Genomic DNA, 19,325 nt, shown 5'->3' with positions numbered 1-19,325 from the left:
CTATTAAAAATTGACGAATTGTGCGAAAAATAGACAAGTTTAATTTTAACATAATCAAATTTGTTTCGAAATATGTAAAAGGTGTCAAATTGTGTAATACAGCAATATAAATAAATTTAAATTTTCCGATAATAATAATTGACATATTCAAAATTAACTTGCATAATACTAAAAAAATAGTGATTAGTGAAGAACAGGCGAGTACGTAACAAATCGGATGAAAGAGAGTGGGATTCACCGGCTGAAAGATCCCATCATCAAGAGGTTATGGAAACCTACCTGGGAGCTATCAGGCGAATAACCTGATCGTTTAACAAACGTTATCAGTAATGAAGAGGACATAAGTTTCTTGTGTCAATAAAGGTGGTACCGCGGAAAAACCCATTTCCGTCCTTGATAAGAGGACAGAAATGGGTCTTTTTATGGGAAAATAAAGGTAGGAGGAATAATGTATGAGTGTGAAATTAGCCTTTATTGGTGCTGGGTCTATGGCAGAGGCAATAATTGGTGGTATCGTCCATAAAGAATATGTCAAACCAGAGCAAATTTATGTTACGAATAAAGAAAATCAGGAAACGTTAAAGAATTTACGTAATCGATTCGGAGTGCACTGTACAAATAATAAACAGGAAGTCATCGAAAATGCCGATGTTATTATTCTTTCGATGAAACCGAAGGACGCCATTGAGGCCCTTCATTCGATTAAACCATATGTAAATGCTAATCAGTTAATGGTATCAGTACTTGCTGGAATCTCCTCTAGCCTTATTGAAAGGGAACTGGATTTAACAGTACCAGTTGTGCGAGCTATTCCAAACACGTCTGCCGCCATTGGCTTTTCAGCAACTGCTATTGCAGCGGGGAAATATGCAAAGGAGCAACATATGGACGTTGTAAAAACATTATTCCGGACAATTGGAACAACCACGATTGTGGAGGAAGAAGATTTACACACCGTAACAGGATTATCAGGAAGTGGTCCAGCATATATTTACTACCTGGTAGAAGCGATGGAACATGCAGCAAGGGACGCAGGCTTAAATCCAACTGTTTCGAAAGAATTGATTGTTCAAACATTAGTTGGAGCAGCAGAAATGTTAAAAACATCAAAGGATCACCCCTCTGTTTTACGCAAAAAAATTACAAGTCCAGGGGGCACTACACAAGCAGGATTGGAAACATTGCAAAAGTATAATTATCAGGAGGCATTAATCGAATGCATCAAAAGTGCAAGAGAGCGTTCTATTGAGCTTGGTAGGTTATATGAATAAGCAGTGCTCTTTTCAATTTCCTTATCTTTTTGTATAATGAATAATGTTTGAATAAGCGGCCCCGTAGCTCAGGGGATAGAGCGTTGGTTTCCTAAACCATGCGTCGGAGGTTCGAATCCTCTCGGGGCCATAAAAACAAGCGTGAGACAATTGCCTCACGCTTGTTTTACTCACCAAATCCTTCTTTTCGAATAACTTCTACAATTCCCTTTAAAGCTTCTTCTTCATCAGATCCTTCTGCAATGATTTCCACCGTAGCACCTGTTGGTATTCCTAATGACATAATTCCCATAATCGATTTTAAGTTCACATTTTTACCGTTGTATTCCATACTAATAGTGGATTCGTATTTACCTGCTGTTTGAACGAGTAGTGTTGCAGGTCTCGCGTGAATGCCTTCAGGTGCGGTAATTTGAATGGTTTGCTTAGCCATGTTTGTATCCTTCCTTTCTTATTCTCTTACAATGGAAATAATATTTTCTTCTCCTTGTGTAACAGTACCTTGTTTTATAATTTTCACCGATTCATTTGCCTGTAAATTCGTAAATACAATAGGTGTAATAATAGATGGTACTTTTTCTTTAATAACGTTCAAATCCACCTTCAACAGCTTTTGACCAAGCTTAACTTCATCACCTTCCTTGACAAATGTTTCAAATCCTTCGCCTTTTAATTTAACGGTATCGATACCAAAATGGATTAAAATTTCTCTACCAGATTTTGATTCCAATCCGATTGCATGCTTTGTTGGGAACACATTCACTATCTTTCCATCAACGGGTGACACAACGAGGTTATCAATAGGTTCAATCGCAAAGCCGTCTCCCATCATTTTCCCAGAAAACACTTGATCAGGTACATCGGTTATTGGTAGTATGTTTCCTTTAATCGGACTTACTAAGTTAAACTCTGCGTTTTCATCTACATCCTTTATCGGGTCCTCTACTTCCTTTTTGGCAGCCGGTCGTGGTGATTTCCCACTAATAATATCTTGAATCTGCCCTTTAATGGAATCGGATCTAGGACCAAAAACAGCTTGTACATTGTTTCCTACCTCCATAACCCCTGATGCTCCTAGATGTTTTAAACGGCTTTTATCTACTTCCCCCTTATCTTTTACCGAGACACGTAGCCTCGTAATACATGCATCTAAATGGGTAATATTATCTTCTCCACCTAAGCTTTCTAATATTTCATAAGGTAGATCATCTCCCGTACTTTCTCCCTTTCCTTTATCTGTATCTAATATTTCATCCTCTTCTCGACCTGGTGTAGCTAAATTAAATTTCCGAATTGCAAACCGGAAGCCGAAATAATACAGAACTGCAAAGACAAGTCCTACTGGAATTACCATCCATGCATTGGTAGAAAGTCCCCAGTATAGAACGTAGTCAATTGCCCCGCCGGAAAAGGTAAAACCAGCCTTTACATTGAGTAAGTCCATTGCTACAAAAGAAAAACCTGCAAACACACAGTGAATTAAAAATAAAATAGGTGCAACAAACAAGAAGGAAAATTCAATTGGTTCCGTTATGCCAGTTAAAAAGGATGTAAGTGCTGCTGAGCCCATAATCCCCGCTACTTTTGCTTTGTTTTCCGGCTTTGCTTCTTGATAAATTGCAAGTGCAGCAGCAGGTAAACCAAAGAGCATAAAAGGGAATAAACCAGCCATAAAGGTACCTGCAGATGGGTCGCCAGCAAAGTATCTAGTCATATCTCCTTTTACTACTTCTCCTGCATCTGTAACAAAGGTACCGAACTCATACCAGAATGGTTGATAAAAAATATGGTGTAAACCAAATGGAATAAGGGCCCTTTGTCCAAAGCCAAAGATAAATGCCGCGATTGTAGTTCCCGTTTCTGTTGCAAGAACACTGAACCAATCAATAACATTTTGAATCGGTGGCCAAATAAAGACAAATAACAGCCCTAATAAAACCGCAGTTGCGGCAGTAATAATAGGTACGAATCGTTTTCCTGCAAAAAAGCCTAAAAACGGAGGAAGCTGGATATTATAAAAGCGTCGATATAACGCTGCGGCTACAATCCCCATAATAATTCCACCGAATACACCCATTTGTAAGGTTGTAATACCTAATAATTCGACCGTATCAGCTCCAAAGGATTCCGCCATAATGCCTAATGTTACATTCATCACAAGAAATCCGATTACAGCTGCTAGCCCTGCAACACCATCACCATCTGCCAGTCCAATGGCAACTCCTATTGCAAAGAGCAATGGTAAATTATCAAATATAATGCCACCTGCTTGGGCCATAACTGGTATATCTAAAACATTTTCATGTCCAATTCCAAGTAATATTCCTGCAGCAGGTAAAACGGATACTGGAAGCATGAGTGCTCGTCCAACTCGCTGCAAGAGGCCAAATGCCTTTTTAAACATGTAAAACCCCCCATAATGTTAAGTTCTTTTAAAGGATTTGCTTCTGTTCTTTTTTTAAGTTTCCCAATTTCTTATAATTAACTAATAAAAGTAAAAAGTAATCTAAAGCTTAACTGGGAGGATGTACACATATGATTAAATTGATTGTTTCTGATTTAGATGGAACGTTATTTTCGAGTGGTATAACGATAGATAATCGGGATAAGCGTGCGATACAAACAGTTTTATTGAAGAACAAGGATTTACAATTTTCTGTTGCTAGTGGCCGAATGGATGTAGAGATTAAAGAGGTATTAGCGGAGCTCGGTGTAAATGGACATCGCATCAGTCAAAATGGTGCATTTGTTTATATGGATAATGAGGAAAGACTCGTTGCGAATGTTTTTCCTTCTTCATTAGCGCTGGAAGTTTATACATATTTACCTAAAGATGAAAATTCATTAATTACTGTGTTTGTAGAAGATAAAGGAATTACACACCATCATTCTAATCATATGAATAAAATCAATGAGCAATTATTCTTTCCTCTTACGGTAGATTCAAATATAAAGAAGCGGATTTTAGATTTACATATATCTAAAATAACTGTAGGTGGTGCAACAGGTTATTTAAAGGACCTAGAACAGAAAGTACGGGGACAGTATAGGGATAAAGTGGATACGTTTATTTCCGATCCTCATTGTCTAGACATAATGCCGAAAAACATTAGCAAAGGAACAAGTCTTCAGCAGCTAATTGAAAATTTACATATAGAACCCAATGAAATCGCATGTATTGGAGATTCATATAATGATATTTCTATGTTTGCCTTAACACCATATAGTTATTGTATGAGTCATGCGGAGGAGCGCGTTCAAAATCATGCAACTTACGTAGTTCGAAGTGTCGCGGATATGGTGGATCATTTAATACAGAAAAAAGTAATAGGTAATGAGGAGAGTCGTAACCTTTAAAGTGTTTAAAAGCTTTAAAGGTTTTTCTTATGAGGAAGAATAACCTTAGGCTTTTCGCAAAAACTGAAGGAGTAAACGACGTATTGCATCCGCATCCGAAAGAGAGGTCGTTAATAGGTGTTTGGTAAAAGTAACAACGTAGATCAATTGAAGCCTCTACTTGAGAAAAACTTTAAAGGTTCAAAAGATGCAACATTTCAAAACCTAGATAATGGAAACTACCAGCTTAAGATGATTTATATAAATTCTGTTATCGATACGAGCAAGATTCATGACATGTTTGTCAAACCCTTTTTTGAAGTGGAAAAGAAGGAGCAATATACAAAGTATTTGCAAAGCTTAGGGGATTATAAGGAATACAAAAACGAAAGAGAGACGATAAAAGATATTCTGCATGGTTCGGTTGTATTTCTAATTGATCAAACAGTACATCTTATCGGCTTGAATCATCAGGAAAATAACAGTGTATTAGATGCGAATGTCGAAACGACGATAATGGGACCCCAAAAGGGTTTAAGCGAAAATATAAACGTAAATTTAAATTTGATTCGCCATCGTTATCATGTACCGTCATTGACGGTGGAAAATAACTATCTTGTTGGGGATAAATCAAATATAGAAGTCGTTCTTCTATATGATAGCGAACAAGTAGATACGAAGGTATTGAAAAAAGTAAAAGAGCAGTTAAATAAAGTAGACCGTTCTATCGTCCAATCGGCAGGAGAGTTGCATCGTGCCCTTACCTCAAGGAAAAGGCGGTTATTTCCTACACTTATGGTGACAGAAAGACCAGACAGAATTGCGTATAACCTTTCTTTAGGTAAAGTAATTGTGATGATGGAAGGTACACCATTTGTCCTCATAACCCCAGCTGTTTTTTATGATTTTATGACGTCAATGGAAGATTTCTATCAGCCTTATTTTGTTGGGAAGTTTCTCGTTTTGTTGCGTTACATCGGCTTACTAATTAGTTTGTTTCTACCATCCTTTTATGTTGGAATTATTTCCTATAATCCAGAAATACTACGAATTCAACTCGCTTTCTCTATTGCTAGCTCTCGTATTCCAGTTCCTTTCCCATCCTATTTAGAGGTAATTTTCATGTTAATTATGATGGAAATGCTAGTAGAAGCATCGATCCGATTACCGAAAACAATTGGACCTACTGCTACAACTGTAGGTGGTTTGATATTAGGACAAGCTACGACTGAAGCAGGACTCGTTTCAAATATTATGATTATCATTGTCGCTTCGGTCGCAATCTCAAACTTTATTATTCCAATTAACGAAATGAGTTTTTCGATGCGGGTTGTCAAATATTTTCTATTACTATTTACTACCCTATTTGGATTAATTGGTTTGGTTATTTCCACTATTGGACTAATTTTTTATCTCGTCAATTTAGAAAGTCATGGCTATCCATATTTGAAGCTATTCTTTTCCGAGAGTAAACGGCCATCGAAGGTGAGTTAAATGGAGGGATGAGCGATTAGATATTTTTACTATCTTATTATTCTTAATATGTTAGCTAATGTTGTAGCGCTTGTTCCGAGAATTATGATTGATGCGCGTAATAATGGGGCTATTTTATCCATATTTATTGGTGCTTTATTAAGCTCACTGTTTTTTTACTTTTATATGAATATTCTGTTGAAATTTCCGAAAAAAACCCATGCAGAAATAGTAAAGGAGTATATTCCGAAGTGGATTGCTGTTCTTTATATTATGATCATCAGCCTCATATTCTTCATTAGCTCTTGGTTAATACTTGTTGTCTTTATTGATATAACCAAACGCTTTGTGAATCCAGACTTATCTCCTTTTGTCATTGGGATTATCTTTTTATCGGTTATCTGTTTTGGAGCATTACTAAAATCGGAAAAAACATTGTATGCGTTGGAGATTATTTTATTGTTTTGTATTCCTTTTATCGGTGCCATTTTTCTAAAATCTACCATTAATCAGCATATAAGCTGGGATGCGATAAAAATTGTATTTAGACATGGATTTGAGCTTCCTAAATTAGAAACAATAGGTGCTACCACTTACTCTTTTTTAGGATTTTATTATTATTCTATTTACAACAAGGTTATCGATTTAAAGAAAAAGAAAATTCCTATATTGCTTGTCTTTATTGTTGCAGCGGTAGGTATTGTGAATTTATTAACCTCTTTATTAGTTCCGATTGGCTACCATGGCTTTGATGGAATTGAGGAATATGTATATCCATGGTTTTCGACTGCTGATGCCATTCGAATGGAGTTGGGTTTTATTGAACGGGTGTTGTTTATTTTCTTACTACTCTATGTAGGAGTATCGATCATCAGCGCTACCATTAGTAGTCATGTCGGGATTGAAACCATTCGGTACATATTACCACAAACAAAATGGAGGAATGTTTCCATCTTTCCTATCTTCATTATGATTGTTTTTTCGTTGTTTACGACGATAAGCTACTTTTTTATTTCACAGGAACAGGTATTTGAATTAGCAAAAATCTATTTTACGTTTTTATTACCTATGGGGGTTATTTCCATCGTAGTTTTAGTATGGGCTGATAGGAGGAAGAAGCATGGGTAAAGGTAGGAAGGTCTTTTATGTACTGTTTTGCCTTCTTCTTCTTTCAAGCTGTGGCTTTAAGGATATTGATAAAAGGGCTTTTGTTGTGAGCATGGGAATAGATGAAGCTTCCAACATGGAAGATGGCTATGAAATCATTTTAAAGGTCGCCATTCCGGAGGCAGAATCAAGAAAGGAAAGTGAAAAATATATTTTACTTACGGAGGAAAGTCAAACAATCGGAGAAGCGGTTAATATCATGAAAGGAAGAATTAGTAATGAATTAGACTTCGGTCATATGAAAATGATTGTTCTCGGAAGTGACATTATGAAAAGGGATTTAAGTAAGGTGATGGATTGGTTTACGAGAAGACGAGACATACAACAAATTGCTTATGTAGGCGTAGGCAAACCGGATGCTAAAACCATTTTAGATGTAACACCAAAAATTGAGCGGCTTCCTTCTAACTCTCTCTTTCTATTCTTTGGTGAAACTGGTACGGAATCTGCCTATGTGACAACATCCTATTTGTTTAATTTCCGTCGGGATTTAAAGGAGCGTGGGATTGATGCTTACTTACCAGTGATTGAACCAAATGATACAGGTGGGTTATCGATTGCCAAATTAATGATCTCCAGTAAAGAAAAAATACTATTGGAGTTAAATGAGGAAGAAACAAAAATGTTCAATATCCTAAATAAAGGATATGACAAATTTAACATGGTGGTGGAAACGGATGAAACAAATTATTTTGTGTTAACCATGGACCAGGTCGATAGTTCCTATACTTTTATGAATCGGGATCAACCAGTAATAACATTTACAATAAACTTTTCTTCCCTTGTAGAAGAATCTACATTTGAATTTAATAAAAGTAAGATGGAAAAGTACAAGAAATTAGCTGAAGAAACTGTACAAAAAAGCGCGAAACAGTTACTTTTGAAGCTACAAGAAAACAATTTAGATCCATTTGGTTTTGGTGTTCATTATCGCTCCATTCAAAAAGGGAGTGAAGAAGAAAAAATAAAACAATGGGATGCGTTATATCCAAATGTATCCTTTAAAATTGATGTGAAGGCAACGATTAAAGGGACAGGGGTAGTAGAGTAATATTTCAATTCTGCTGCAATAGACTTATTTTTTGTAATAGTAAAAACGGGAGCATCTCCATGTGAATAAGATATTACGTAATGAAATGTTCATTGGTGCTATCAATGGAGGTGTTCTTATGGTAGAAGTGCTGTCCAACTTAATGAACATGCAATTTTCAGCATATGTTGCACTCGCTTTTCTATTGTATGCCATTCGTCGAGCCACGAAAATAAGTAAAAGGTATCTTCCAGTAATTGCGGTCCTTCTAGGTGTAGGTCTAGCAGCCTTGGAAGAGATGGCGTTTAACTTTGAAGTAATGATGACTGGAATTAAATATGCTTTATATGCAGTTGTGATTGTATTTGGTGGTAAGTTTGCCCAAACGGAATATACCAATAGAAGAAATAGGAGAATCCAAGAGAATATCGTAAACTTAGAAAAACAACCTGAACAACAAAATAGTATGGAACAAGCTGAAATGAATACAAATAATCCTAATGAGACAACTAATAAAAATGCCGAAACATCTAATGGAAATGTTGGACCGAATGTTAATCATCGTTATTAAATAGATTCTCTAAAAGGAAGGTACTAATAATAGTATCTTCCTTTTTGCGTTTGAGTAAGTAGGAATGAATAGACTTACGAATCGACCAATTCTTTACAAATAGAGTTTTGAGGTTTATCGAACGTTTGGATTTATGGACAAAATGGTTTGATTAAAATTTCTCCCTTTAATTACTTGGAAATATCCGCTAAAATATATATAGGTCACTAAATATTTAAAAAATTAAATAAATTTAGTAGACGTTGCATAGGTTTTTAATAAACAACTATATTTTGTAAATTGAAACCGATTACAAATAAGGGGTGAGGGATGATGAATATGAAACCGATACTTGCAGAAAGTGGTAATCACAACCTTAAAGACTATGAAAAAACGTACAAGGGCTTTGATTGGGAAGAGGTTAAGAAACACTTTAGTTGGTATGATACTGGGAAAGTTAATATTGCGTATGAGGCAATCGACCGCCATGCGCAAAATCCAACGAAAAAGAACCAAGTCGCTTTATTCTATTCAGCACCTGAGAGAGAAGAGAAGCTTACCTTTCATGAATTAAGTAGAAAGAGTAACAAGTTTGCGAATGTATTAGATAAATATGGAGTAAAAAAAGGGGATCGAGTCTTTCTATTTATGCATAGAAGCCCCGAGTTTTACATAAGTTTCCTTGGAATATTGAAGAAAGCAGCAATTGCTGGTCCTTTATTTGAGGCATTTATGGAGCAAGCAGTTGGCGATCGTTTAGAAGATAGTGAAGCAAGCATTCTTGTAACAACGCCTGACCTATTATATCGAGTGCCACAAGAGAAGCTTCCGCATTTAAAGAAAATTGTTTTGGTTGGGGATACAACAGATTATCAAGAGGATAAATATGTTGATTTCCATAAAGAGATGGAAGAGGCTTCCGAATCCTTTGATATCGAATGGGTCGATTTAGAGGATGGTATGATTCTTCATTATACTTCTGGCTCCACAGGTAAACCAAAAGGGGTATACCATGTACACAATGCCATGATTCAACAGTACATTACGGGGAAATATGTACTTGATTTACAAGAAGATGATATTTACTGGTGCACCGCAGATCCAGGCTGGGTAACTGGTACGAGTTATGGAATATTTGCACCTTGGTTGAATGGTGTGACTAATGTTATTCGGGGTGGTCGTTTTACGCCGGATGATTGGTATGAAACGATTGAAAAACATAAGGTTACTGTTTGGTATTCTGCTCCAACTGCTTTTCGTAAATTGATGAGTGCAGGTAAAGAGGTAGTGGATAAATATGACTTAAGCTCCTTAAGACATGTATTAAGTGTAGGAGAGCCACTTAATCCTGAGGTTATTTATTGGGGAGTAGATGTACTTGGAAAACGTATCCATGATAACTGGTGGATGACCGAAACAGGGGCGCAATTGATCTCCAACTACCCTACAATGGATATTAAGCCAGGATCTATGGGTAAACCGATTCCAGGAGTGGAGGCTGCTATTGTAGATAACGAAGGCAACATTCTTCCGCCAAGACAGATGGGGAACTTAGCTATTAAAAAAGGTTGGCCATCTATGATGAGACAAATATGGAAGCGTAAAGAGAAATATGAGAGTTACTTCATTAAGGATTGGTATGTGTCTGGAGATAGTGCTTATATGGATGAAGATGGCTATTTCTGGTTCCAAGGACGTCTTGATGATGTGATTAATACATCAGGCGAAAGAGTTGGACCATTTGAAGTGGAAAGTAAATTAATTGAGCATCCTGCTGTAAGTGAAGCGGGTGTAATTGGCAAGCCAGATCCAGAGCGTGGCGAAATCATTAAAGCGTTTATTACACTGAATGAGGGCTATGAAGAATCGGATGAACTTTTGGCTGATATTCGACAGTTTGTAAAAACAGGCTTAAGTGCTCATGCTGCTCCAAGGGAAATTGAAGTTCGTGATACGATTCCAAAAACACGAAGCGGTAAAATTATGCGACGTTTATTAAAGTCTTGGGAATTAGGTCTGCCAACAGGAGATACATCTACTTTAGAGGAATAAACACAAAATAACGTATACCTAAAACTAGGAAGTCTAATGGATTTCCTAGTTTTCTATTTAGTACTTGTTTATAATAAACCAAGACTAAGTAGATAAAGGGAAGGATTATTGTGAACTTAAGCAAATTCCAAAAAACAACATTAGAAACACTGCAGTGGTTTGTTTTTTTGTTAGCAAGTTCTGTGGCATTGCCAATTGTTATTGGCTCCATCTATCAAATGTCCATAAGTGATATATCAGGATTAATGCAACGCACCTTTTTTGTTGTAGGTATTGCTTGTTTTTTACAAGCGCTAATTGGCCATCGAATGCCAATTGTTGATGGACCTGCGGGAATTTGGATTAGCATATTTACTGTATATGCACTAACAACCGTACAGCATGGAGGTAGTTTGCCGGAGACATTACAGGTTTTAGAGACAGCAATGATTCTTACTGGACTGTTATTAATACTTATTGGTGTCTTCCGATTATCGCAAAAAATTATTAAAGTCTTTACTCCCCTTGTTACGGGTTCTTTTCTTTTTTTATTGACCATTCAGTTAAGTGGGACGTTTTTGCAAGGTATGTTCGGTGTAGATGAAAATGGAACAGCGAATATTCGTGATGTATCGATATCTCTTTTCGTCTTTTTCTTTGTATTAGGACTATCAATCTTTTGGAAAGGTCCCTTGAAAAACTATGCTGTTATTTTAGGCATTGGTTTCGGGTGGATGATCGATTGGATAGTAAACGGAAGTGGTTCAATTCAATCTTCCCTTCCAATGGTGAAAATGCCAGAGATATTCGCCTGGGGAATACCAAAATGGGATATTGGGACACTACCAATAGCCATTTTTACAGCTGTTATTTTACTTTCTAATTTAGTTGCATCATTAGGTGCTACCAGCTATGCAATAAAAGGCAATCCAGCATTTCAATATGAACAAATGAATCGAGGAAGTACTGTTTTAGGGCTAAATCAAGGATTATCTGCTATTTTTTCTAGTATTTCTGTTGTCACTTTAGCTTCAACTTCCGGATTTATCGAGTTAACAGGTCAAAAATCAAAACGTCCATTTTTATATGCATCCATCCTATTAGCTGGGATTGCACTATTTCCACCAATCGTTGCATTTATTTCTATGATTCCAGCATCGGTAGCAAATGCGGCGTTACTGGCAACGTTTGTTCAATTAATGGGAATTGGATTGAAAAACATTGCAAGTGACGAGTTAAGTCATCGGAGATTAACTATTTTGGGAGTTTCTTATTTAATTGGAATTGGACTTATGTTTATGCCACAAGGTGCATTTGTAGGTCTGCCAAGTATTGTTCAAAATGTAGTAAGCAATGGATTGCTTGTTGGAACGATTCTCGTTATTTTGTTCGAGCAATTTTGGAAGGAGAAAACGATGATATAAGGTGGTGATGTAATGATTGTGATCAATCAGGATACATCCTTTATCCTTTTTCAGCAACATCAACATGGCTTGATTTCCGGGGAAATGGCTAAGCAGTTAAGAGGGTCCATTTTACATAACGAACAGATTCGTTTTGATGTAGAATTTGCTATTGCAAATCATGATTATGCATGGCTGCAAATCGATCAGCTCCCGCTTTGGAATTGCGAAAAAAATCAACCATATTCTTTTATTGACTATCCATTGGTAGATAAGATAGAAGCGTATACGAACGGTATCACGTATGTACAACAACAATCTGAATATGCGGGACTTCTGTGTAGTTTACATTATACGTCCTTTTTCAAAGAAGATTCGGCAAATTCATCCATTGTTCGATTCATTTCCCAGGAAATAGACAGAAGGAATAAAATCAAAGACAAGCTGCAGACATATTTAGATGAACAGACTATTTCCTATCATCTAGACTTACTTCAGTTTTGTGATGATTTATCTCTATATCTTTGTTTAAATGAACCGGGAGTATTGAAGGAAGAAGAGCATCCTTGGTTTAAAAATGGGTTTCGACAGAGGTTTGAGTTTGCGAATGAAGGATTGAATGCAAAGTGGTTAAACGACAAACGAATTTGTGTGGAGCCTTTCCCATTCCATTCAGAATTTCAGGTGGCACTCCCTTATAAGCAATTAGATAAGGAGCATATAGAAAAGGATGGATTGCAAGCAGCCTTTCAAAAGGAAAGGGTACAAACTCGAGTTGTGATTATTGGTAATGAAAAATAAGGAGGCCTTTCTCCACTGAAAAGGTCTCCTTTGTTTTGTTAGCGTATTTTTAATACATTAAATTGGTTGTCTAACAACGCCCAATTTTGAGGAAAAGCTAACCCGAGTTTCCAATAGCTAATCCCCCTTAAATTTAGTTCCTTTACTAAATCAAATTTCGCTTGTATCGACCTTGCATCTTCAAACCATACTTCATGTTGCTTTCCTTCATTATCATAGTAAGTGAAAAATGGTGCTTGTGCTTCTTCGTCGTATTGAATTTCTACATTTTGGTCTCGAGCTAGCTGAACTGCAGCTTTTGGACTTAATGCTTTTGCGTACTCGCCGCCAGGTTCATAGGGTAATGTCCAATCATAGCCATATGTGTTCTGACCAAGGAATATCTTTTCCGATGGCATTACAGAGAGAGCATATTCAACAACCTCTCGTACTGGTCCAATAGGTGAAACTGCCATAGCTGGTCCACCACTATACCCCCATTCGTAAGTCATTAGCACAACAAAATCTACAATTTCTCCATGTGCAGCGTAATCATGTGCCGTGTACCAAGCCCCAGTTTGTTCTCCTGAGGTTTTAGGTGCTAAAGCGGTAGATAGCATTAACCCTGCATTTGACAATCTTTCCTTTGCTTTACGTAAAAAATTATTGTAGTTCTCCCTAACATCTTCAGGCAAAAATTCAAAATCAAAGTGGATATCCTGGAAGCCCACATTATTAGCGGTTTCAATAATGTTTGCTAAAAACCGATCTTGAAATGCCTCATCAGTTACAATAATTCTTCCTAACTCGGCACTAAATGCCCCCTCCTCTAAATTGGTTAAAACCATCATTAAAGCGGTCCGATTATTTGCTGCTATTTCAGCAAAATTGTTTAGCGGAGGAGCAACCAAAGTACCATCTCGATTAATTCGGTAACTAAATGGTGCTAAGTACGTTAAGTATGGCGATTTTGATCGTGCAGCTTGTTCTAACGTTGGACTAACGGTATCACCATAAGGCTCTACATACGCATTAAAAGATTTCGTTACTTTTGGTTCTTGTGGTAGGGTAAGTACTTGACCGATTTGTAGTGGAGTATTTAGAGGGAGTTGGTTCGCTTCCGCTAGCTGCTGATACGGTATATCAAATTTCTGACCAATTACATATAAGGACTCTCCTGGTTGAACACGATATTGAGTAGTAGGGGTAACTAGAGCCTGACCTACAACGAGCCTTTCTGGTTGATCAAGTTCATTTACACGAATGATAGCTTGCATTGTTGTTTGAAACCTTTGAGAAATATCGTATAAGGATTCACCTCTTTTAACTACATAAATAACCAATAGAAAACACCCTTTCTAATTTAGACTCTCTTACATATTTATGGGTTTGAAATGGAAGTATGCTACATAGCCAAGCATGACAACTTTACTTTTTTTCGTTATGATAAAGGCTGTATAATAAGAGTTGGAATGAGTGATGTATATGAATCATGAGTATTTCATGCGGAAAGCTATAAAGGAAGCAAGGATAGCAGAAGCACTTCATGAAGTTCCTATTGGAGCAGTTGTTGTAAAGGATGGAGAGATAATAGCCAAAGGACATAACCTTCGGGAATCCACCCAACAAGCAAAAGCTCATGCTGAATTTTTAGCAATAGAGGAAGCAAATAAAGTGCTAGGTAGCTGGCGTTTAGACGAATGCACCTTATATGTTACGCTTGAGCCATGTCCAATGTGTGCCGGGGCCATACTACAATCTAGAATTCCTACAGTTGTTTTTGGGGCATATGATCCGAAAGCAGGCTGTTGTGGATCTATTGTAAATTTACTCCAGGATAATCGATTTAACCATGTTGCCAATGTAATACCTAATGTTTTAGCAGAGGAATGTGGTGCAATGCTGACTTCTTTTTTTCAGAAATTAAGAGCACGTAAGAAGTCGAAATAAACGTAACAAGAATAAGAACTGGTAAAACTTGCACACTATAAATCATTGCATTTTTAGGTGAAAGTAGATATACTTATTTATGCACACTTCGAGTTGTGCTATTAAAAATGTTATCAGATTAGCCGTGCTAGACGGGGAGGTAGCGGTGCCCTGTACTCGCAATCCGCTATAGCGAGGTTGAATTCCCGTCCGAGGTAGGGCGGTCTTAAGGTCTGCCTTAAGGGATTGGTGTTGACACCTGGGTCCCACGCAATGGGAACCCGTGAACCCTGTCAGATCCGGAAGGAAGCAGCAGTAAGCGGTCACTCCTATGTGCCGTGGGGTTGCCTGGGTCGAGCCATGAACTTAAGTAACGCTTAGGACTGTCTTATCGAAGATGGGTGCACGGCGTTACATAAAATAAACATATATAAATGAAAACTCACCTTATTAATAGGTGAGTTTTTTTATATTCCGTGGAAAAATTATGTTTTACATTCTATTAATAGATTGTTTTTGTAATCGGGTTCTGTAATCGGTTATAATATATAGTAGAAATTCTAAAGGAGAACGTGGATATGAGTTATCAGGCATTGTATCGAGTTTGGCGTCCAAGAACATTTCAAGATGTAGTAGGACAGTCACATATTACAAGAACACTGCAAAACGCTATATACAACCAAAAATTTTCCCACGCCTATCTTTTTTCTGGTCCAAGAGGGACTGGTAAGACAAGTGCGGCTAAGATTTTTGCGAAAGCTGTGAACTGTGAACGTTCTCCGGTTAAAGAACCATGTAATGAATGTCCTTCTTGCCTAGGAATACAAGATGGTTCTATATCAGATGTGATTGAAATCGATGCTGCATCCAATAATGGTGTAGATGATATTCGGGACATCCGTGATAAAGTGAAGTATGCACCTAGCGCAATCAAGTATAAGGTTTACATTGTTGATGAGGTACACATGCTCTCAACTGGTGCATTTAATGCGTTGTTAAAAACGTTAGAGGAGCCTCCGCAACATGTTATTTTTATTTTAGCAACTACCGAACCACATAAGATTCCGCTAACGATAATCTCAAGATGTCAACGTTTTGACTTTAAACGAATATCTCAAAGTGCAATTACAGAGCGACTTAAGCATATAATGCTTGAGGAGAACGTTCACGTTGAAGAAGAAGCATTGCAGACAGTAGCTCTAGCTGCTGAAGGTGGAATGCGAGATGCGCTTAGTCTTTTAGATCAAGCTGTTTCCTATAGTGAAGGAGATACAGTAGCATTAGAGGATGTGCTAGCTGTTACTGGATCGGTTTCACAAAGAAAACTAGGAGATGTTATCGAGGCTTTGTATGAGCAAGATGTAAAGCATGTATTTCGATTAATTGATGAATTTTTAGAAGCCGGAAAAGATACAGGTCGCCTCATTTACGATTTAATTTACTATTTAAGAGACCTTTTGCTATACCAAAGTGCCAATGATATGGATGACTTGTTAGAAAGAGCCATTCCAGACGAAAGATTTCGTAATTTGGCCGAAGCTTTAACGACTAGTTGGATTCAGCAAGCGATACAAGAGTTAAATGAATGTCAGCAACAAATGAGATGGACAAATAGTCCGAAAGTGTTTATTGAAATAGCAATGTTAAATATTGCAGAAGTAAAAATAGAAGAATCAAAAGGCAACGATATTTCTCCACAATTTATGGAGAAAATTTCAAAACTAGAAAAGCAATTACACCAACTACAAGAAAACCAGTCAAATCAACCAGTAGAACGTAAACAGGAAGAAGCGAAGCGTCAAAGAAGACCTTCTGGTGGTGGAAGAAGATATAAAGTTCCGTTTGAAAGAATTCGTCATGTGTTAGATAATGCTTCTAAGCAGGAACTGAAAAACATTCAAAAACAGTGGGCACGATTCATGGATTCCTTAAAACAAAGTAGTCCACCTGCTCACGCCAAATTAATAAATAGTGAGCCAAAGGCAGCATCAGAGGAAGCTCTTGTGTTATCCTTTAAATATGAGATTCATTGCTCGCTAATGTTAGAAAATCAAGTGGAAATTGAAACCGAACTAGCTAATTTTCTTGGGAAGTCCATTTCCATTATTCCAATACCAGAGGAAAGTTGGAATGAGTTAAGGGAAGAATACGTTCAAAAACAACGCCTTAAGGAAGAAACGGAAAATCCTGAAGAGGTTGAGGAAGACCCGTTAATTGCAGAGGCAAGAAAATTAGTTGGCGATGAATTATTAGAAATTGAAGATAATTAAGGAGGAATTAACATGCGTGGTGGAATGGGTAATATGAATAATATGATGAAACAAATGCAAAAAATGCAAAAGAAAATGATGGAGGCACAAGATGCACTTCATGAAAAAACGTTTGAAGCTACTTCTGGTGGCGGTATGGTAAAAGTAGTTGCGAATGGTAAGAAGGAAATCGTGGATGTTGAAATTAAAGAAGAAGCAGTTGATCCGGATGATGTAGAAATGCTACAAGATTTAATTTTAGCTGCAACCAATGAAGTATTGAAGCAAATTGATGATGAAACGAACAATACAATGGGACAATTCACAAAAGGATTGAATATCCCAGGATTCTAGGGGGATAGGTTTGATGTATTATCCTGAACCAATATCAAAGCTAGTTGACAGCTTTACAAAATTGCCGGGAATTGGGCCAAAAACGGCTGTTCGCCTGGCTTTTTTTGTTTTAAATATGAAGGAAGAAGATGTATTGGATTTTGCAAAAGCTTTAGTAAATGCTAAAAGAGAGCTAACTCATTGTTCCGTTTGTGGTCATATAACAGATATGGATCCTTGCTCTATTTGTCAGGATGAAGCGAGAGATGAAACGACGATATGTGTGGTTCAAGATCCGAAAGATGTAATAGCAATGGAGAAAATGAAGGACTATAGAGGAAAATATCATGTATTACATGGGGCTATTTCACCGATGGATGGTATTGGACCAGAAGATATTAATGTTCCTTCTTTATTGAATCGGCTAAAAGACGATAATGTGAAGGAGCTTATTCTTGCAACAAACCCAAACATTGAGGGTGAAGCAACAGCAATGTATATTTCTAGGTTAGTAAAACCGGCTGGTATTAAAACAACAAGAATAGCCCACGGACTTCCTGTGGGCGGAGATCTAGAATACGCTGATGAGGTCACACTTTCAAAAGCACTTGAAGGAAGACGAGAATTGTGAGGGGATTAAATTGTTTGGGAAAAGGAAGATTAAAAAAAGAGAAGTAGACGAAGAAATATTAAATAAAATTCGTCAATATCAAACAAATTGGAATCATATAAATGAACTAATGAAAAATAGTTTAGAGCCTAGTGAAAGTAGTTTGTATGACCAGGCGGTTTCTAAAAGTAAATATTTCTTTCTATTAAGAGAGGCCAGGAGTAGAAATTTAAAAGGTAAGCTTTAAAGTTCTATTTTCCTTTCGTCTACATACTATATATAGTAGGACAAGCGAAAGGGGAGTTGAACCATTGAGTCCCTATATAATTATAGGAATGATAGTTGTTGCAATTGTGCTTATACTTTTAAAAGGCATCCCTGTTCAAACATTACGTATCCTTTCTCAAGGTGTTGTGAAGATATTAATTGGTGCGTTAATTCTTTTTTTTCTGAATGTGTTTGGTGCAAATTTTGGTCTTCATATTCCAATTAATTTATTTACAACTGTTATTTCTGGTTTTTTAGGTGTTTCTGGTGTAACATCATTGTTTGCTATTCATATGTTTTTGCTACCATAAAATTGGGCTGTCGGAAACAGCCCAATATCATCTTTTTAAATGGAAACAATTGGTCATTGATAGATTATTGTTATCGTGATATATTATAAATCCGCCGCTAATAAGTGGTAAGGGGAAACAAAAAAGCACTTGAATCATACTGAACAATCGTGTTATAGTAGTTAATGTTGTTTCGAACTAGATAGTTAAAAATAACTTTAAAAAAGTTATTGACTAGAAAATGATAGTTTGATATAATATAAAAGTTGCTGATAAACGCAACTAACATTTGAACCTTGAAAACTGAACAAAACAACCAGTACGTCAATTCGGTAATTTACATTACCATTTACTATTTATGAGCTTTAATCAAACAATCTATTGGAGAGTTTGATCCTGGCTCAGGACGAACGCTGGCGGCGTGCCTAATACATGCAAGTCGAGCGCGGGAAGCAAGTGGATCCCCTTTGGGGGTGACACTTGTGGAACGAGCGGCGGACGGGTGAGTAACACGTGGGCAACCTGCCTGTAAGACTGGGATAACTTCGGGAAACCGGAGCTAATACCGGATAATACTTTTGGATGCATGTCCGAAAGATGAAAGAC

The 19,325-nt window shown here is 37.0% G+C and carries 18 protein-coding genes, 1 tRNA gene, 1 rRNA gene, 1 other RNA gene and 1 other annotated feature; of the genes, 18 read left to right on the top strand and 3 right to left on the bottom strand.

What is annotated here, in order from left to right:
- Positions 1-180 precede the first annotated feature (180 nt).
- Positions 181-398, top strand: a binding site (T-box leader).
- Between the two features lie 54 nt (positions 399-452).
- On the top strand, positions 453-1,271 hold the full coding sequence (proI, locus tag C1A05_RS00105) for a pyrroline-5-carboxylate reductase ProI (RefSeq protein WP_102026144.1): 819 nt from the start codon (positions 453-455) through the stop codon (positions 1,269-1,271).
- A gap of 57 nt (positions 1,272-1,328) precedes the next feature.
- Positions 1,329-1,401 (top strand) — tRNA-Arg (locus C1A05_RS00100).
- Positions 1,402-1,437: 36 nt separating this feature from the next.
- Here the strand turns inward: C1A05_RS00100 and C1A05_RS00095 are convergent.
- Both C1A05_RS00095 and ptsG read right to left on the bottom strand, forming a co-directional pair.
- Entirely contained in the window at positions 1,438-1,704 is a 267-nt protein-coding gene (locus C1A05_RS00095) for a phosphocarrier protein HPr (RefSeq protein ID WP_102026143.1), read from the bottom strand.
- 18 nt (positions 1,705-1,722) lie between these two features.
- Positions 1,723-3,675, bottom strand: coding sequence for a glucose-specific PTS transporter subunit IIBC (ptsG, locus tag C1A05_RS00090; protein WP_102026142.1), 1,953 nt, complete (start codon positions 3,673-3,675; stop codon positions 1,723-1,725).
- A gap of 131 nt (positions 3,676-3,806) precedes the next feature.
- On the opposite strand from ptsG, the gene C1A05_RS00085 reads away from it, so the two are divergent.
- The 8 genes from C1A05_RS00085 to C1A05_RS00050 all read left to right on the top strand — a co-directional run bounded on the left by C1A05_RS00085 (position 3,807) and on the right by C1A05_RS00050 (position 13,062).
- Positions 3,807-4,628, top strand: a complete 822-nt coding sequence (locus C1A05_RS00085) for an HAD family hydrolase (RefSeq protein ID WP_102026141.1) — start codon at positions 3,807-3,809, stop codon at positions 4,626-4,628.
- Between the two features lie 117 nt (positions 4,629-4,745).
- Positions 4,746-6,101, top strand: coding sequence for a spore germination protein (locus tag C1A05_RS00080; RefSeq protein WP_102026140.1), 1,356 nt, complete (start codon positions 4,746-4,748; stop codon positions 6,099-6,101).
- A 15-nt stretch (positions 6,102-6,116) separates the two neighbouring features.
- Entirely contained in the window at positions 6,117-7,208 is a 1,092-nt protein-coding gene (locus C1A05_RS00075; RefSeq protein ID WP_306373244.1) for a GerAB/ArcD/ProY family transporter, read from the top strand.
- Positions 7,201-8,298, top strand: coding sequence for a Ger(x)C family spore germination protein (locus C1A05_RS00070; protein WP_102026138.1), 1,098 nt, complete (start codon positions 7,201-7,203; stop codon positions 8,296-8,298). Before C1A05_RS00075 ends, C1A05_RS00070 begins: the two co-directional genes overlap by 8 nt.
- Before the next feature lie 61 nt (positions 8,299-8,359).
- A complete protein-coding gene (locus C1A05_RS18135) occupies positions 8,360-8,848 on the top strand; it encodes a hypothetical protein (protein WP_200816452.1) in 489 nt (162 codons plus the stop codon).
- Positions 8,849-9,160: 312 nt separating this feature from the next.
- Positions 9,161-10,879 (top strand): acetate--CoA ligase, encoded by a 1,719-nt coding sequence (acsA, locus tag C1A05_RS00060; RefSeq protein WP_102026137.1) that lies wholly within the window; start codon positions 9,161-9,163, stop codon positions 10,877-10,879.
- 110 nt (positions 10,880-10,989) lie between these two features.
- Positions 10,990-12,282, top strand: a complete 1,293-nt coding sequence (locus tag C1A05_RS00055; protein ID WP_102026136.1) for a purine/pyrimidine permease — start codon at positions 10,990-10,992, stop codon at positions 12,280-12,282.
- Between the two features lie 12 nt (positions 12,283-12,294).
- On the top strand, positions 12,295-13,062 hold the full coding sequence (locus C1A05_RS00050) for a DUF3891 family protein (RefSeq protein ID WP_102026135.1): 768 nt from the start codon (positions 12,295-12,297) through the stop codon (positions 13,060-13,062).
- A 38-nt stretch (positions 13,063-13,100) separates the two neighbouring features.
- On the opposite strand, the gene C1A05_RS00045 is transcribed toward C1A05_RS00050, so the two are convergent.
- On the bottom strand, positions 13,101-14,384 hold the full coding sequence (locus C1A05_RS00045; RefSeq protein ID WP_102026134.1) for a glycosyl hydrolase family 18 protein: 1,284 nt from the start codon (positions 14,382-14,384) through the stop codon (positions 13,101-13,103).
- A gap of 142 nt (positions 14,385-14,526) precedes the next feature.
- Between C1A05_RS00045 and tadA the strand changes: the two genes are divergently transcribed.
- The 8 genes from tadA to C1A05_RS00005 form a co-directional block, all read left to right on the top strand.
- On the top strand, positions 14,527-14,991 hold the full coding sequence (gene tadA / locus C1A05_RS00040) for a tRNA adenosine(34) deaminase TadA (protein ID WP_102026691.1): 465 nt from the start codon (positions 14,527-14,529) through the stop codon (positions 14,989-14,991).
- A gap of 122 nt (positions 14,992-15,113) precedes the next feature.
- Positions 15,114-15,379: signal recognition particle sRNA large type (gene ffs, locus C1A05_RS00035), an RNA gene on the top strand.
- A gap of 169 nt (positions 15,380-15,548) precedes the next feature.
- Positions 15,549-17,240, top strand: coding sequence for a DNA polymerase III subunit gamma/tau (dnaX, locus tag C1A05_RS00030; RefSeq protein ID WP_102026133.1), 1,692 nt, complete (start codon positions 15,549-15,551; stop codon positions 17,238-17,240).
- 12 nt (positions 17,241-17,252) lie between these two features.
- Positions 17,253-17,573, top strand: coding sequence for a YbaB/EbfC family nucleoid-associated protein (locus C1A05_RS00025; RefSeq protein ID WP_102026132.1), 321 nt, complete (start codon positions 17,253-17,255; stop codon positions 17,571-17,573).
- 13 nt (positions 17,574-17,586) lie between these two features.
- Complete coding sequence (recR, locus tag C1A05_RS00020; protein WP_102026131.1) at positions 17,587-18,183, top strand: recombination mediator RecR; 597 nt, start codon at positions 17,587-17,589, stop codon at positions 18,181-18,183.
- A gap of 10 nt (positions 18,184-18,193) precedes the next feature.
- A complete protein-coding gene (locus C1A05_RS00015) occupies positions 18,194-18,409 on the top strand; it encodes a YaaL family protein (RefSeq protein WP_234998227.1) in 216 nt (71 codons plus the stop codon).
- A gap of 64 nt (positions 18,410-18,473) precedes the next feature.
- On the top strand, positions 18,474-18,740 hold the full coding sequence (locus C1A05_RS00010; protein WP_102026129.1) for a pro-sigmaK processing inhibitor BofA family protein: 267 nt from the start codon (positions 18,474-18,476) through the stop codon (positions 18,738-18,740).
- Positions 18,741-19,097: 357 nt separating this feature from the next.
- Positions 19,098-19,325, top strand: a 16S ribosomal RNA gene (locus C1A05_RS00005); the annotation flags it as partial.

It is taken from the genome of Salirhabdus sp. Marseille-P4669 (assembly GCF_900240405.1).
Lineage (GTDB): Bacteria > Bacillota > Bacilli > Bacillales > Alkalibacillaceae > OEQK01.
This window is presented reverse-complemented; position numbering and strand designations above follow the sequence as displayed.

Coding starts and splice junctions, on each gene's coding strand:
- proI (WP_102026144.1), top strand. CDS start 453: ATGAGTGTGAAATTAGCCTTTATTGGTGCTGGGTCTATGGCAGAGGCA.
- C1A05_RS00095 (WP_102026143.1), bottom strand. CDS start 1,704: ATGGCTAAGCAAACCATTCAAATTACCGCACCTGAAGGCATTCACGCG.
- ptsG (WP_102026142.1), bottom strand. CDS start 3,675: ATGTTTAAAAAGGCATTTGGCCTCTTGCAGCGAGTTGGACGAGCACTC.
- C1A05_RS00085 (WP_102026141.1), top strand. CDS start 3,807: ATGATTAAATTGATTGTTTCTGATTTAGATGGAACGTTATTTTCGAGT.
- C1A05_RS00070 (WP_102026138.1), top strand. CDS start 7,201: ATGGGTAAAGGTAGGAAGGTCTTTTATGTACTGTTTTGCCTTCTTCTT.
- acsA (WP_102026137.1), top strand. CDS start 9,161: ATGAATATGAAACCGATACTTGCAGAAAGTGGTAATCACAACCTTAAA.
- C1A05_RS00050 (WP_102026135.1), top strand. CDS start 12,295: ATGATTGTGATCAATCAGGATACATCCTTTATCCTTTTTCAGCAACAT.
- tadA (WP_102026691.1), top strand. CDS start 14,527: ATGAATCATGAGTATTTCATGCGGAAAGCTATAAAGGAAGCAAGGATA.
- dnaX (WP_102026133.1), top strand. CDS start 15,549: ATGAGTTATCAGGCATTGTATCGAGTTTGGCGTCCAAGAACATTTCAA.
- C1A05_RS00025 (WP_102026132.1), top strand. CDS start 17,253: ATGCGTGGTGGAATGGGTAATATGAATAATATGATGAAACAAATGCAA.
- recR (WP_102026131.1), top strand. CDS start 17,587: ATGTATTATCCTGAACCAATATCAAAGCTAGTTGACAGCTTTACAAAA.